12 protein-coding genes are annotated in these 13,896 nt (G+C 70.2%); 8 read left to right on the top strand and 4 right to left on the bottom strand.

Features of this window, described 5'->3' with window-relative positions:
• Positions 1 to 108: 108 nt before the first annotated feature.
• Together ABZX79_RS17160 and ABZX79_RS17155 are read left to right on the top strand one after the other, a co-directional pair.
• Complete coding sequence (locus ABZX79_RS17160) at positions 109 to 780, top strand: helix-turn-helix domain-containing protein (RefSeq protein ID WP_355257468.1); 672 nt, start codon at positions 109 to 111, stop codon at positions 778 to 780.
• A gap of 64 nt (positions 781 to 844) precedes the next feature.
• Positions 845 to 2,380 carry an MFS transporter gene (locus ABZX79_RS17155; RefSeq protein WP_355257465.1) on the top strand — a complete coding sequence of 512 codons (1,536 nt, stop codon included), beginning with the start codon at positions 845 to 847 and terminating at the stop codon, positions 2,378 to 2,380.
• 39 nt (positions 2,381 to 2,419) lie between these two features.
• Here the strand turns inward: ABZX79_RS17155 and ABZX79_RS17150 are convergent, their stop codons facing one another.
• A complete protein-coding gene (locus ABZX79_RS17150; RefSeq protein ID WP_355257462.1) occupies positions 2,420 to 2,911 on the bottom strand; it encodes a MarR family transcriptional regulator in 492 nt (163 codons plus the stop codon).
• A gap of 105 nt (positions 2,912 to 3,016) precedes the next feature.
• Here ABZX79_RS17150 and ABZX79_RS17145 point away from each other — a divergent pair, with 105 nt between their 5' ends.
• Positions 3,017 to 3,778, top strand: a complete 762-nt coding sequence (locus tag ABZX79_RS17145) for a class III extradiol ring-cleavage dioxygenase (RefSeq protein ID WP_355257704.1) — start codon at positions 3,017 to 3,019, stop codon at positions 3,776 to 3,778.
• Between the two features lie 16 nt (positions 3,779 to 3,794).
• On the opposite strand, the gene ABZX79_RS17140 is transcribed toward ABZX79_RS17145, so the two are convergent.
• On the bottom strand, positions 3,795 to 4,820 hold the full coding sequence (locus ABZX79_RS17140) for a questin oxidase family protein (protein WP_355257459.1): 1,026 nt from the start codon (positions 4,818 to 4,820) through the stop codon (positions 3,795 to 3,797).
• A gap of 527 nt (positions 4,821 to 5,347) precedes the next feature.
• Between ABZX79_RS17140 and ABZX79_RS17135 the strand changes: the two genes are divergently transcribed.
• A complete protein-coding gene (locus ABZX79_RS17135; protein WP_355257456.1) occupies positions 5,348 to 6,346 on the top strand; it encodes a sigma-70 family RNA polymerase sigma factor in 999 nt (332 codons plus the stop codon).
• A gap of 91 nt (positions 6,347 to 6,437) precedes the next feature.
• On the opposite strand, the gene ABZX79_RS17130 is transcribed toward ABZX79_RS17135, so the two are convergent.
• Positions 6,438 to 7,415 (bottom strand): YafY family protein, encoded by a 978-nt coding sequence (locus ABZX79_RS17130; protein WP_355257453.1) that lies wholly within the window; start codon positions 7,413 to 7,415, stop codon positions 6,438 to 6,440.
• A 62-nt stretch (positions 7,416 to 7,477) separates the two neighbouring features.
• Between ABZX79_RS17130 and ABZX79_RS17125 the strand changes: the two genes are divergently transcribed.
• From ABZX79_RS17125 to ABZX79_RS17110, 4 genes are all read left to right on the top strand, one after another.
• The gene (locus tag ABZX79_RS17125) at positions 7,478 to 8,971 is read left to right on the top strand and encodes an MFS transporter (protein WP_355257450.1); all 1,494 of its coding nucleotides are present in this window, start codon (positions 7,478 to 7,480) and stop codon (positions 8,969 to 8,971) included.
• Between the two features lie 164 nt (positions 8,972 to 9,135).
• Complete coding sequence (locus tag ABZX79_RS17120) at positions 9,136 to 9,897, top strand: DeoR/GlpR family DNA-binding transcription regulator (protein WP_355257447.1); 762 nt, start codon at positions 9,136 to 9,138, stop codon at positions 9,895 to 9,897.
• Positions 9,898 to 9,910: 13 nt separating this feature from the next.
• A complete protein-coding gene (gene pfkB / locus ABZX79_RS17115) occupies positions 9,911 to 10,888 on the top strand; it encodes a 1-phosphofructokinase (RefSeq protein WP_355257444.1) in 978 nt (325 codons plus the stop codon).
• Entirely contained in the window at positions 10,885 to 12,978 is a 2,094-nt protein-coding gene (locus ABZX79_RS17110; protein WP_355257701.1) for a fructose-specific PTS transporter subunit EIIC, read from the top strand. Before pfkB ends, ABZX79_RS17110 begins: the two co-directional genes overlap by 4 nt.
• Before the next feature lie 53 nt (positions 12,979 to 13,031).
• Here ABZX79_RS17110 and ABZX79_RS17105 read toward each other — a convergent pair whose 3' ends face one another.
• Positions 13,032 to 13,784 carry a DUF6227 family protein gene (locus ABZX79_RS17105; RefSeq protein WP_355257442.1) on the bottom strand — a complete coding sequence of 251 codons (753 nt, stop codon included), beginning with the start codon at positions 13,782 to 13,784 and terminating at the stop codon, positions 13,032 to 13,034.
• Positions 13,785 to 13,896 lie beyond the last annotated feature (112 nt).

The following is a 13,896-nucleotide window of genomic DNA, read 5'->3' as shown; positions in this document are numbered from 1 at the left end:
CGGATCACATGTGCGACTTCGGGAAATAACCGGGGACACTCTCCCCGTTTGCAGGAGTGTCAGCCGAAGCGGGGACTCGATCCCCGGTTATGTACGAGAGGAAGCGCCGTGGCCACCGTCACCCGCACCGAAACCGATCGGCCCGAAACCGATCGGCGCCGGACGCCGCGCCCGCGCGCCGACGCGCTGCGCAACCGGGAGCGGATCGTCGCGGCCGCGCGCGAGATGTTCGTCGAGTTCGGCCCCGAGGTGCCGCTCGACGAGATCGCCCGCCGCGCGGGCGTCGGCAACGCGACGCTCTACCGGCACTTCCCGGACCGTAACGAACTCATCCACCACGTGGTCGTCTCCGTCATGGCCCGCGCCACGGACCAGGCGCGGACGGCGACCGCCGAAGAGGCCGACGCGTTCGACGCGCTGCGCCGCTTCGTCCACGCGGCCGCCGACGAGCGCATCGGCGCGCTGTGCCCGATGCTCGCCGGCGGCTTCGACAAGGACCATCCGGAACTGCTGGCCGAGCGCGAACGCCTCGAAGAGGCCGTCGACGGCCTCATGGCGCGCGCACGGCAGTGCGGACGGCTCCGCGACGACGTCGCCGTCGGCGACCTGCTCATCGCCCTCTCCCAGCTCACCCGGCCGCTGCCGGGCAGTGCCTGCATGAACTTCGACCAGTTCGTGCACCGGCACCTGCAACTCTTCCTCGACGGCCTGGAGGCACCGGCGCGCTCCGTTCTCCCCGGCTCTCCCGCGACGTTGGAGGACCTGCGCCGGGAGTCCTGACTCTTCCCACGACGACTTAGTTACGTACCTTTTCGCCTCTTCGCACCCCTAGGTGGCTACCTCCATGCCAAAAACACCCGACACGGCCGCTCTCCCTGATCCCAACCGCTGGAAAGCGCTGGTCTTCATCGCCCTCGCCCAGCTGATGGTGGTGCTCGACGCGACGATCGTGAACATCGCGCTGCCGTCGGCCCAGCAGGACCTGGGAATCTCCGACGCCAACCGCCAGTGGGTCATCACGGCGTACGCCCTGGCCTTCGGCGGTCTGCTGCTCTTCGGCGGCCGTATCGCCGACATCTGGGGCCGCAAGCGCACCTTCGTCGTCGGCCTGCTCGGCTTCGCGGCGGCCTCCGCGCTGGGCGGCGCGGCCACCAGCGAGGCGATGATGCTGGGCTCACGCGCCCTCCAGGGCGCCTTCGGCGCGCTGCTCGCGCCGGCCGCGCTCTCCCTCCTCGCGGTGACGTTCACCGACGTACGCGAGCGGGCCAAGGCGTTCGGCATCTTCGGCGCGATCGCGGGTGGCGGCGGCGCGGTCGGCCTGATCCTGGGCGGCTTCCTCACCGAGTACCTGAACTGGCGCTGGACCTTCTTCGTCAACATCCCCTTCGCGATCGTCGCGGCCGCCGGCGCGTACTTCGTGATCCGCGAGCCGGCCGGCGGCCGCAACCGCTCGCCGCTCGACATCCCGGGCGTCGTCCTCTCCACCCTCGGCCTGGTCGCGCTCGTGTACGGCTTCACGCGCGCCGAGTCGGACGGCTGGGCGGCGGGCGCGACGGTCGGCCTGTTCATCGCTTCGGCGGTGCTGCTGCTCGCCTTCGTGTTCGTCGAGTCGAAGGTCAAGTCGCCGCTGCTGCCGCTGCGCGTCCTGATGGAGCGCAACCGCGGCGGTGTCTACCTCTCCCTCGGCCTCGCCGTCATCTCGATGTTCGGCCTCTTCCTCTTCCTCACGTACTACCTCCAGATCGTGAAGGGCTACTCGCCCGTCATGACCGGCTTCGCCTTCCTGCCGATGATCGCGGGCATGATCACGGGCTCGACCCAGATCGGCGCCCGCCTGATGACGCGGGTCGCGCCCCGCTACCTGATGGGCCCCGGCTTCCTGGTCGCGGCGCTCGGCATGCTGCTGCTGACGCAGCTGGAGATCGGTTCGTCGTACGCCGGTCTGATCCTGCCCGCGCAGCTGCTACTGGGTCTGGGCATGGGTACGGCGTTCATGCCGGCCATGTCGCTGGCGACGCACGGCATCGAGCCGCGCGACGCGGGCGTGGCCTCGGCCATGGTCAACACCTCGCAGCAGGTGGGTGGCGCGATCGGCACGGCCCTGCTGAACACCATCGCGGCGAGCGCCACCACGGCGTACGTCGCCTCGCACGCCGCCGGCGCCACCAACGAGCAGCTGCTCCAGGCGCAGGCGATGGTGCACGGCTACGCGAGTGCCATCTGGTGGGCGGTGGGCATCCTGGCCGTCTCCGCGACGATCGCGCTGACGCTGATCAACACCGGCCGCCCGGGAACGACGACGATCGCGGGCTCGGGTACGGATGCGGGTACGGATGCGAATGCGGCGGACGAGATGAAGATCCCCGTCATCGCACACTGACGCAGTCGTACAAGCCACCTGCCCTGGTTCCGCTCAGCGTCAGCGGAGCCAGGGCAGGTCCGCGTCCGTGTCCTTCGGCTGCAGCCCTTCCGCCATGACCTGCATGATCTCGCCGAGCTGCCGCACCTGCTCGGGGGTGAGCCGGTCGAACATCGCCTGGCGGACGGTGGCGACATGGCCGGGCGCGGTCTCCTTCAGCACCGCGTACCCCTCGTCCGTCAGTACGGCGTTCTGCCCGCGCCGGTCGGACGGGCAGTCCTCGCGGCGCACCCAGCCGTTGCGCTCCAGGCGGGCGACGGCGTGCGAGAGCCGGGAGCGGGTGATCTTCGCGATGCGGGCCAGCTCGGTCATCCTCAGCTGCCGCCGCGGTGCCTGGGAGAGCTGCACGAGCAGGCCGTAGTAGACGTGCGGCATCCCGGCGTCGCGCTGAAGCTGGCGGTCGAGGTGGTCCTCCAGAAGCGTGGTTGCCTGGAGGTAGGCACGCCACGTGCGCTGTTCCTGTTCGCTGAGCCAGCGGGGTCCCGTCGTCATGCAACCACTCTACGACCCACTTCTTGAAACTTAAACTAGATGGAGTTAGAGTCCAAACAACCCGCAGCTTGAAACTTCAAGGAGGTTCGTCCGGCCATGGAGCGTATGCCCGCCCTCTACCTGAGCCACGGCGCCCCGCCGCTGGCCGACGACCCCGTCTGGCCCGGTCAGCTCGCCGCCTGGTCCGCCGAGCTGCCGCGCCCCCGCGCGATCCTGATGGTCTCCGCCCACTGGGAGGAGGCCCCGCTAGCGCTCGGCGCCACAGAGGCGAGGCCGCTGGTCTACGACTTCTGGGGCTTCCCCGAGCACTACTACCGTGTCGAGTACGCCGCACCCGGCGCACCCGAACTCGCGGAATCCGTACGGAAGTTGCTGCGCGGTGCGGGTACGCCCGTCCAGGACTTCCCGGACCGCGGGCTCGACCACGGGGCGTACGTCCCGCTCGTCGAGATGTTCCCGGCGGCCGACATCCCCGTACTCCAGATCTCCATGCCCACCCTCGACCCGCAGCGGCTACTGGACATCGGGCGCAAGCTCGCGCCTCTGCGTGACGCGGGCGTACTGATCGTCGGCAGCGGCTTCTTCACCCACAACCTGGCGGCCCTGCGGCACCAGGGTGGGGGAGTGCCCGGCTGGTCGGCGGAGTTCGACGCGTGGGGGCGCGAGGCGCTGGCGGCGGCGGACGTGGACGCGCTGCTCGACTTCGAGCACAAGTCCCCGGCCGGCCGGCTCGCCCACCCGCGCACTGAGCACTTCGCGCCGCTGTTCGTGACGCTGGGCGCGTCGATGGGCGAACTGGGTACGCAGCGCAATGTGATTGACGGCTTCTGGATGGGCCTGGCGAAGCGTTCGCTGCAGTTCGGCTGACGCCGGTGCCGGGCCGTCAGACCAGCGGCTCGCTCAGCTCGATCGCGCGCAGCGCGGCCGCGAGCGCCTGCTCGTCGCCCAGATCGAGCGCGGTGTCGGTGAGCTTGATGACGTGCTCGTCGCCGTGCGCCGTCGCCCGCTCGAAGACCTCCTCGGGGGTGATGGAGCCGGGCGAGGCGTACGGCACGGGTGCGTCCGGGGCGTACATCGAGGTGACTGCGGCGGACGCCGTCCAGGCGGCGTGCAGGCTCGGTGCCCACAGGGTGCGGGGCAGTGCGGGCAGGGCGCGCAGGACGGCGTTCGGGGCGGTCGCCGCGTGGACCAGCATGGTTTCGTCGCCGTGGCCGTGCGTGGCGTACCTGTGGGTGGCCGCCCGTACGAGCTCCGCCAGCTTCTGCCGCGCCTCGTCCGGGCCGATCGGCGCCTGCGCCCCCTCCCAGACCGGCAGGCGCGTGACCCGCGCGAGGCGGTCCGGGAAGCCTCCTTGCCGTACGTCGATGGCCGGTACGGCGTCGAGCGCTTCGGCGGCGGTGCGCGCGCCGGGGAGCGGGGCGGGCGGCTGGACGGGGAGGTGGCGGGCGGCCCAGTAGCCGAGGCCGTGGGCGAGTTCGGTGCGCCGGGGGCCGTCCTCGCCGTCCTTGCTGTCGGCCAGCAGCGTGCGTACCGCGTGGCCCACGCGGATCACGGGGTGCGCGGCGCCGCCGTACATGCCGGGCAGCAGGCGGGGCCACCAGGTGGCGAGCACTTCGCGCCACGGCTGCTCCTCAACCAGGCGTGCGAAGTAGGCGATCCAGTCGGCGGCGCGGCGCGGATCGCCGAGCGCGGCCTGCCAGTTGCTGTCGGTCACCGGTGTGTGGAGGGCGGGGAAGTCCTCCAGCCTGTCGGCGTAGAGATCCAGCCAACGGTGGACGGATCGGGCCTCGCCGCGCGCGGCGAGCGATTCGACGGCCATCGGGGCGTGATTGGTGAGACGGCCGAGGCGTTCGGGGCCGTGGGTGTGAAGACGTTCGAGTGCTTCATCGAGAGTGCCTGTCGTGTCCATGCGGTGGAGGCTATGTCCGGGGCGGGCGGAGCGGATCGGGCGCTGGGCCTAGGCCGGGGTGTAGGCCCCGGCCTAGGCCCAGCCCGTCCGGCGATTGAGGACACGCCCGAAGGGCGTCTGTGTTGACTGGGGTCTGGGGGCTTGCCCCCAGTTCGGGAAGGGGCGGGGAGGGGAAATGCTCCGCGCAGCGGACCCCAGCCGCTGCGGACGTCTGCCCGCGCACCCACATCGCGAGCAACCGAGCAACCAGAAACCGGTGGGGGCCGTCTTCAGGGGTAAGAGCGCAATCACGGGCGGCGCTGCCCGGCGGCCTCGGCGCCCGCGCTGACCTGCACCTCTGAGGATGCCGCGGCACGCGCCTCCCCTCGGGGAGCCGACAGGGTACTGCAAGATCACGAAAATGAATGCACGCCATGGGAATTCTGTCCGGATTCCAGTCGTTGTTTCCATCGGAGGCAGGGCACCCGAAGGGAGTCCCGCAGCCACCGACCGCGCAACCGCGACCTACTTACGCAAGGGAGCACCGCATGGCAACCCGTGCCGTCGCCCGTCGTCAGACCGCCACCGGCGGGTCCGGCGGGGTACGCAGCGTTCGCGCCGTAGGCGGGGAGATCGCCGACCGCGACCTGGTCGGCATGTACCTCGACGAGATCGCACGGACGCCGCTGCTCGACGCCGCCAAGGAAGTCGATCTCTCACAGACCATCGAGGCGGGCGTGTACGCCCAGCAGATCCTCGACAAAGAGGTGGAGAGCGAGGCGGGCGGTGCCTCCCGGGAAGAGCTGGAAGCGCTGGTCGCCGAGGGCGAGCGCGCCAAGGACCTGTTCATCCGCTCCAACCTCCGCCTTGTCGTCGCTGTCGCGCGCCGCTATCCGCGCAGTGGTCTCCCCCTGCTCGACCTGATCCAGGAGGGGAACGCGGGCCTGGTGCGCGCGGTCGAGAAGTTCGACTACGCGAAGGGCTTCAAGTTCTCGACGTACGCGACCTGGTGGATCCGCCAGGCCATCACCCGCTCCATAGCCGACCAGTCCCGTACCATCCGGCTCCCCGTGCACCTGGTGGAGGAGCTGGGCCGCATCCGGCGCGTGCAGCGCGAGTTCAACCGCATGCACGGGCGCGACCCGGAGCACGCGGAGATCGCGGCCGAGCTGGACGCCAAGACGGCACGCATCAGCGACGTCCTGGACTGGGCGCGTGACCCGGTCTCGCTCAACATGCCGGTCGACGACGCGGGCGAGACCCAGTTCGGCGACCTGCTGGAGGACACCTCGGCGGTGTCGCCCGAGCAGTCGGTGATGTCGCTGCTGCGCAGCGAGGAGCTGGAGGATCTCATCGGCCACCTCGACGAGCGCACGGCATCGATCATCCGCATGCGGTACGGCATTGAGGACGGCCGCGAGCGGACCCTGACCGAGGTCGGCAAGCAGCACGGCCTGACGCGCGAGCGGATCCGGCAGATCGAGAAGCACGCACTGCTGGAGCTGAAGCGCCTCGCCCGCGACACGGGCTTCGAATCGGCGGCATAAGCGCCCCGGCGAAGTACGCGTCGCCCCAGAGCCGAGCCCCGGCGCCCTCCCCCCGGCGCCGGGGCTCGCCCCATCCCCTGTCCCCTACCCCTCATCGCCTGTCGCCGGTCGCACGGCTGATCCGTCCGCCGAGCCCGGCCAGATAGTCGACGAGTTCCGGCGGCTGGGACACGGTGAACTCGCAGTCGACCAGGGCGAGTCGGATCCCCAGCCACTCCATCGAGTCGGTCGAGGTGACATCGAGCCGGCAGCGGCTGTCGTCGCCCGCCACCGGCTCCGGTGTGCCGAGGGAGCCCGGAAGCCGGGCCGCCACGAACTCGGCGGGCGCGTCGAACGTCGCCACCACTCGGTACCGCGCCTGCGAGCGGTTCAAGGACTGCCGGATGAACTCGGCGGCGTTCCCGCTCGGCAGCCCCCGGGGCGTGAAGCGCGCCCCCGTGGCCAACGGTTCACTGACCCGGTCGACCCGGAACGTACGCCACGCCTCCCGGTCCAGGTCGTACGCGACGAGATACCAGCGCCGCCCCGTGCTGACCAGCCGGTGCGGCTCGACGAGACGCTTGCTCTCGGATCCGTCCCCCGCCCGGTAGCCGAACCGCAGCCGCTCCTGCCCGGTCGCCGCGCCCGCTATCACCGTGAGCGTCCGCGGGTCGATCGTCGCGCCGTCGCCGCTGGTCAGCGGGATGGTGGCGGCCTGGAGGGTGGAAACCTGCCGGCGCAGCCTGGACGGCAGCACCTGCTCAAGCTTCGCCAGCGCCCGTACGGACGCCTCCTCGATGCCCTCGACGGCGTGGCCCGCGCCGGCCCGCAGTCCCACCGCGATGGCGACGGCCTCCTCGTCGTCGAGCACCAGCGGCGGCATGGCCTTGCCCGCGACGAGCCGGTAGCCGCCGTCCGCGCCCATCGTCGCCTGTACCGGATAGCCGAGGTCGCGCAGTCGGTCGATGTCGCGCCGCACGGTGCGGCGACTGACGCGCAGCCGCTCGGAGAGTTCGCTGCCGGGCCATTCGCGGGGCGTCTGGAGGAGCGAGAGCAGTTGCAGCAGCCGGGCCGGTGTGTCGGTCGTCATGTTTTCAGGATGCCGTCCCGTTAGGACAAAAACTGTCCTACATTCCCCATAGCCTCACTCACATGACTTCAACACCTCCGCCAGACCGCCGCAGGTGGTTCGCGCTAGCCATCGTGATGACCGCCGCCTTCATGGACCTGGTCGACGTCACGATCGTCAACATAGCGATCCCCAGCATCCAGCAGGACCTGGGCGCCGACTTCGGCGCGATCCAGTGGATCACCGCGGGATACGCCCTGGCCTTCGCGGCCGGGCTGATCACGGGCGGCAGGCTCGGTGACATCTACGGCCGCAAGCGCCTCTTCCTGATCGGCATCACCGGCTTCACACTCGCCTCCGCGCTCTGCGGTTTCGCTCCCAACCCGGAGACCCTGGTCGCGTCCCGCATCCTCCAGGGCGCGATGGCGGCCCTGATGGTGCCGCAGGTGCTGTCGATCGTCCACGCCACGTTCCCCGCGCACGAACGCGGCAAGGTCTTCGGCCTGTTCGGCGCCGTCGTCGGCCTCGGCGCCGTATCGGGCCCGATGCTGGGCGCGCTGCTCACGGAGTGGGACCTGTTCGGAATGGGATGGCGCCCGATCTTCCTCATCAACCTCCCGGTCGGCATCGCGGGCCTGATCCTCGGCATCCGCTTCATCACCGAGTCCAAGGCTCCCAAGGCGCTGCGCCTCGACCTCGTCGGCGTAGCGCTCGCGACGCTCGGCCTGCTCATGCTGATCTACCCCCTCACCCGCGGCGAGGAGCTGGACTGGCCGCTGTGGGGCCACCTCTCGATGATCGCCAGCCCGGCGGTCTTCGCGCTCTTCATCGCGTACGAGCGCTACAAGACCCGCAAGGACGGCTCCCCCCTCGTCGAACTGTCCCTCTTCCAGGTCAAGAGCTTCGCGGCGGGCATCGCGGTGCAGCTGACCTTCGGCGTGGCGCTGGGCATCTTCTTCCTGGTCTGGACGATGTACATGCAGTTCGGTCTCGGCTGGAGCCCGCTGCGGGCCGGCACGACCGGCATCCCGTTCTCCATCGCGGTCTCACTCGCCGCAGGCCTCTCCGTACAGAAGCTCGTCCCGCGCTTCGGCCGGAAGGTCCTCCAGGCCGGGGCGCTGACGATGGTGGCGGGACTCCTCCTCTACATCTGGGAGGCCGACCGGTACGGGACGGCCATCCAGTCCTGGCAGATGGCGCTGCCGCTCATCGTCATGGGCCTCGGCATGGGCCTGATCGTGGCGCCGCTCACCGACGCGGTGCTGGCCGACGTGCCGCGCGAGCACGCCGGCTCGGCGTCCGGCCTCATCAACACGATGGGGCAGATGGGCAACGCGCTGGGCCTCGGCCTGGTGTCGGTCGTCTTCTTCGGAGTGATCGACGACGGTCTCGCCCCGAACGCGCTGGGCATGGCGTTCGTGGACGCTTTCCAGAACGCACTCTGGTGGACGACGGCGGTGCTGGTGGTCATCTTCTGCGTGATGTTCGCGCTGCCGGCGCGGCCCCGAGTGGGCGCGGAGGGCGCCGAGGCAGCAGGCACCCCAGCGGCGAAGGGTGAGCCGGCGCTCACGCACTGACCCGCCATCCGACGGCGCCCGTGTCCCCTGGACACGGGCGCCGTACGGCATTCAGGCGCCCGAATATGTCCGACCGTCTGCCCGAATCTGTTTACATGCCCGCAACCTGGTCGTACTCTGCCAGTGAAACCACAGGTTCGGGCATCGAACGGATGTAATCCCACATGTACGCACCGGAGCGCCAGCAGGAAATCCTCCGCCTCGCACGCGAGGGCGGACGGGTGGACGTGCTCTCCCTCGCCGAGACCTTCAAGGTCACCGCCGAGACCGTCCGCCGCGACCTCAAGGCCCTGGACCGCGCCGGCCTCCTGCGCCGCGTACACGGCGGCGCCATCCCCGCCGGCCGACTCGACTTCGAGCCCGACCTGGCCGAGCGCGAGTCGACGGCCGCCGACGAAAAGGACCGCATCGCGCGAGCCGCCCTCGCCGAACTGCCCGACTCCGGCAGCGTCATCCTCGACGCCGGCTCGACGATCGCCCGCCTGGCAGCCGACGTACCGCTGGATTGCGGCCTCACGATCGTCACCCACGCGCTCCCCGTCGCCGCCCGCCTGGCCGACCACCCCGGCATCGACCTGCACCTCGTCGGTGGCCGAGTCCGCCACCGTACGCGCGCGGCTGTAGACGCCTGGGCCCTGCGTGCGTACGGCGAGATCCGCGCCGACGTGACGTTCCTCGCCACCAACGGCTTCTCCCTCGACAGCGGCCTCACCACCCCGGACCTGGCCGAGGCAGCAGTGAAGCGCGCATGCGTCGCGGCCGCCCGCCGAGTCGTCCTGCTCGCAGACTCCGCCAAACACAACCAGGAGCACTTCGCCCGCTTCGGCGACCTCACCGACGTAGACCTGCTCATCACGGACACCGGTCTGAGCCCGGAAGACGCCGCCGCCATCAAGGCGGCCGGCACCGAAGTGCAGTGTGTTTAAGGAACGAGTGCACATGATCCTCACCATCACCCCCAACCCCAGCCTCGACCGGACGTACGAGGTCCCGGCCCTGGAGCGCGGCGAGGTGCTGCGCGCCACCGCCGACCGGATGGATCCGGGCGGCAAGGGCGTCAACGTCTCACGCGCGGTCGCGGCGGCCGGTCACCGCACCATCGCGGTCATGCCGCTGGGCGGGGCACCAGGGGCACTCGTAGCCGAACTCCTCAGCGCCGAGGGCATAGAGGTCGCCCCGGTCCGAGTAGCCGGCCACACCCGTTCCAACATCTCCATCGTCGAACCGGACGGCACCCTCACCAAAATCAACGCCCCGGGTCCCGAACTCTCCCCCACCGAGTCCGAGTCGCTGCTCACCACCACACAAAACGAGTCGACCGGCGCGGCCTGGATCGCCTGCTGCGGCAGCCTCCCGCGCGGCCTGGCCCCCGAGTGGTACGCCGAACTGGTGGCCCGCGCCCACAAAGCCGGCGCCCGCATCGCCCTCGACACCTCGGGCCCGTCCCTCCTCGCGGCACTCCGCGAACGCCCGGACGTGGTGAAGCCCAACGCCGACGAACTGGCCCAGGCCGTAGGCCGCCCCCTCATCACCATCGGCGACGCGCTGAAGGCGGCGCAGGAACTCCGGGACGCCGGCGCGCGCACGGTGCTCGCCAGCCTGGGATCCGACGGACAACTCCTCATCAGCAAAGACGGCACGTACTACGCCACCTCCCGAATCACCCTGATCCGCAGCAACGTCGGCGCGGGCGACGCCTCCCTGGCCGGTTTCCTCACCGCAGGCGGTGAGGGCCCGGACGCCCTCGCCTCCGCCGTCGCGCACGGCGCGGCCGCCGTGCAACTCCCGGGCAGCGTCATGCCGACGCCGTCCGACCTGAACCCCTCGGCGGTCACCATGACCGCCGACGTCCCCCTCGACCGCGCGCTGGCGGAGCCGGCCGCATGGCACCCACACCCCGCAAGGAGCCCGCGATGAGCCAGATGATCACCGCGGACCTGGTCGATCTCGACCTGGCCGCCGGCACGAAGGAAGAGGCGGCGCGTTCGCTGGCCGAGCGCATGGTGGCGCTCGGCCGCGTAACAGACCTCGACGGCTTCCTCGCCGACGTCGCGGCACGCGAGGCACAGATGCCGACCGGCCTGGACGGCGGCATCGGCATCCCGCACTGCCGAAGCGAGCACGTCACCGAGCCCACACTGGCCTTCGGCCGCAGCCCACACGGCATCGACTTCGGCGCCCCTGACGGCCCGGCCGACCTGATCTTCCTCATCGCGGCCCCGGCAGGCGCGGACGACGCACACCTGACGATCCTCTCGGCCCTGGCCCGCCAGCTCATGAACGAGGATTTCACCTCCGCCCTCCGCGCGGCCGAGGACCCGTCATCGACAGCGACCCTGATCCGCGGCGACACCCCGCAGGACGCGCCCACCACCGCTTCGCAGACCGAGGTGGCAGGAGGGGACGTGCTGGGGCGCTCCCCGCAGGGTGTCGAACGCAACCGACCCGAAGAAGACGCGGTGCCCGAACGTTCGGCACCCGAGGAGACGCCGCAGCGCGGGACCGACCCCAAAGCACCCGCCCCGCCCGCCACCCCCTTCAGGATCGTCGCCGTCACCTCCTGCCCCACAGGCATCGCGCACACCTACATGGCAGCCGAAGCACTGGAACGGGCCGCAGCAAACAACAACGTCGAGCTGACAGTCGAAACCCAGGGCTCCGCCGGCTTCCAGCGCCTCGACCCGGCCGTAATCGCCGCCGCCGACGGCGTGATCTTCGCGCACGACGTGCCCGTACGCGACAAAGAGCGCTTCGCGGGCAAGCCAACAGTCGACGTAGGCGTAAAGGCAGGCATCAACCGCCCCGCCGACCTGATCACCGAAGTACGCGCAAAAGCAGAGCGGGGCGAGGTCTCGACTGCGGCCAAGGGCTCCCCGGTGGAAGAAACCGGAGAACCGGGCGAAGGCTACGGAACAAAGCTCCGCAAGTGGCTCATGTCCGGCGTCAGCTACATGGTCCCGTTCGTAGCCGCAGGCGGCCTCCTCATAGCCCTGGGCTTCGCCATCGGCGGCTACGAGATCAACAAGGCCCCCTCGGTCATCGAGCACTTCGCCTGGACGGACACCACCAGCTGGGCCGCGCTGATGTTCCAGATAGGCGGCGTGGCCTTCAACTTCCTGGTGCCGATCCTGGCCGGCTACATCGCGTACGGAATGGCGGACAGGCCAGGCCTGGTCCCCGGCTTCGTAGGCGGCGCGATCGCCGTAGCCATCAACGCCGGCTTCCTCGGCGGGCTGGTGGCGGGCCTCATCGCAGGCGCGGTAGTGATGGCGATCCAGAAGCTGAAGGTCCCGACCCCCCTCCGCGGCATCATGCCGGTGGTAGTAATCCCCCTGATCTCCTCGATCATCGTCGGCTTCCTGATGTTCCTGGTGATCGGCGAGCCGATCGCGAAGCTGCAGAGCGCCCTCACCGACTGGCTGTCCAGCCTCTCCGGCGCCAACGCGATCATCCTCGGCGTCATCCTCGGCCTGATGATGGCGTTCGACCTCGGCGGCCCGCTCAACAAGGTCGCCTACGCCTTCGCGGTAGGCGGCCTCGCCAACCCCAACGAGGGCAGCCTGAAGGTCATGGCCGCAGTCATGGCCGCCGGTATGGTCCCGCCCCTCGCGATGGCATTGGCCACGACCGTACGCCGCAGGCTCTTCACCAAGACGGAGCGTGAGAACGGCAAGGCGGCCTGGGTACTGGGCGCGTCGTTCATCACCGAGGGAGCGATCCCGTTCGCAGCGGCGGACCCGCTGCGCGTGATCCCGGCGGCGATGGCGGGCGGCGCGGTGACCGGCGCCCTGTCGATGGCCTTCGAGTGCACGCTGCGCGCCCCGCACGGCGGCATCTTCGTGGTCCCGCTGATAGGAAACCCGTTCCTCTACCTGACCGCCATCCTGGCCGGAACGGTGGTCAGCGCAACCCTGGTAATAACCCTCAAGGGCCTGCGCAAAACACCCCAACCCCCAAACACCGACCAAGCCCCGGCCCACCCCGAAAAGGTCGCAGTAGCAGCCTGACCCAGCCGGGGTATCGACACCGCGGCGGTGTCAACGCACCGGCACCGCCAACGTCACCGCACCCGCGCGCGAAGCTCCATCGCTTCGCGCGCGGCGCGTTCCGTTTCGTACACCTCGCACATGTGACGGCCGTCCGGCGTCGCCGTGTGCTCGACCTCCCAGAGGCTGACCTCGCTGTTGTCGCACAGCAGGAACGCGTGCTCGTACAGAGTGAAGCCGGCGTCCCGGCCCTCCACGCTGCACTGGCGGCCGAAGGCCTGCGTGATCTGGTGGGCGACGGCGCCGCTCAGGCGCAGCGCGATGTCCTGCCCGGGCCGCCCGGCGTTCTCCGCGCGGCGGAGCACCCGGCGTGCGTGGTCGGCGGAGTCGTCCGGGATGAAAATGCGCCGGGCGGCGGCCGGCCGCGTGGCCATGAGCGTGGCGAGGATTTCGAGGTCGGCGTCAAGGTCGGCGTCATCCCCACCGGGCAGCCCGAAGGCATCGGTGCCGCCCGGGCGCGGCAGTCTGGACGCGGCCAGCCGGACCTCCGTCGCCTCCGTGTACAGCTCGTGCTGCGTGGTGCCGTCGCGCCCCGCGTTGTGCGCCAGCTCCCACAACACGAGCGAGCTGCCGTCAGCCAGCAGGAACACATGCTTGAACGTCTCACGGTGCAGCCCCGCACTGTGGTGCGAGGAGTGCAGGGACGTGCTGTGTGCCAGCGCCGATTCGAGCCGCTCCACCGCCACGTCGGGCAGGTCGAACGAGTTGAGTGCGCGCCCCAGGAGTCGCTCGAGGTGCTCCTCGGTTGTCTCGTACGGATCGCTCAAGGGTTTCTCCAGGCCGTCGCCGCTTGTTACTTGCCGAGTGCTCAACGTAGCCCCTGGGTCTGACAACGTCGCCGGGGTTGAGCAAAACGAAGGGGGCGCACCCAAGGTTCCC

Source organism: Streptomyces sp. NPDC002994 (assembly GCF_040611155.1).
In the GTDB taxonomy this organism is placed as follows: Bacteria; Actinomycetota; Actinomycetes; order Streptomycetales; family Streptomycetaceae; genus Streptomyces.
Note: the sequence above shows the minus strand (reverse complement) of the source record. Positions and strands in the feature narration are given on the sequence as shown.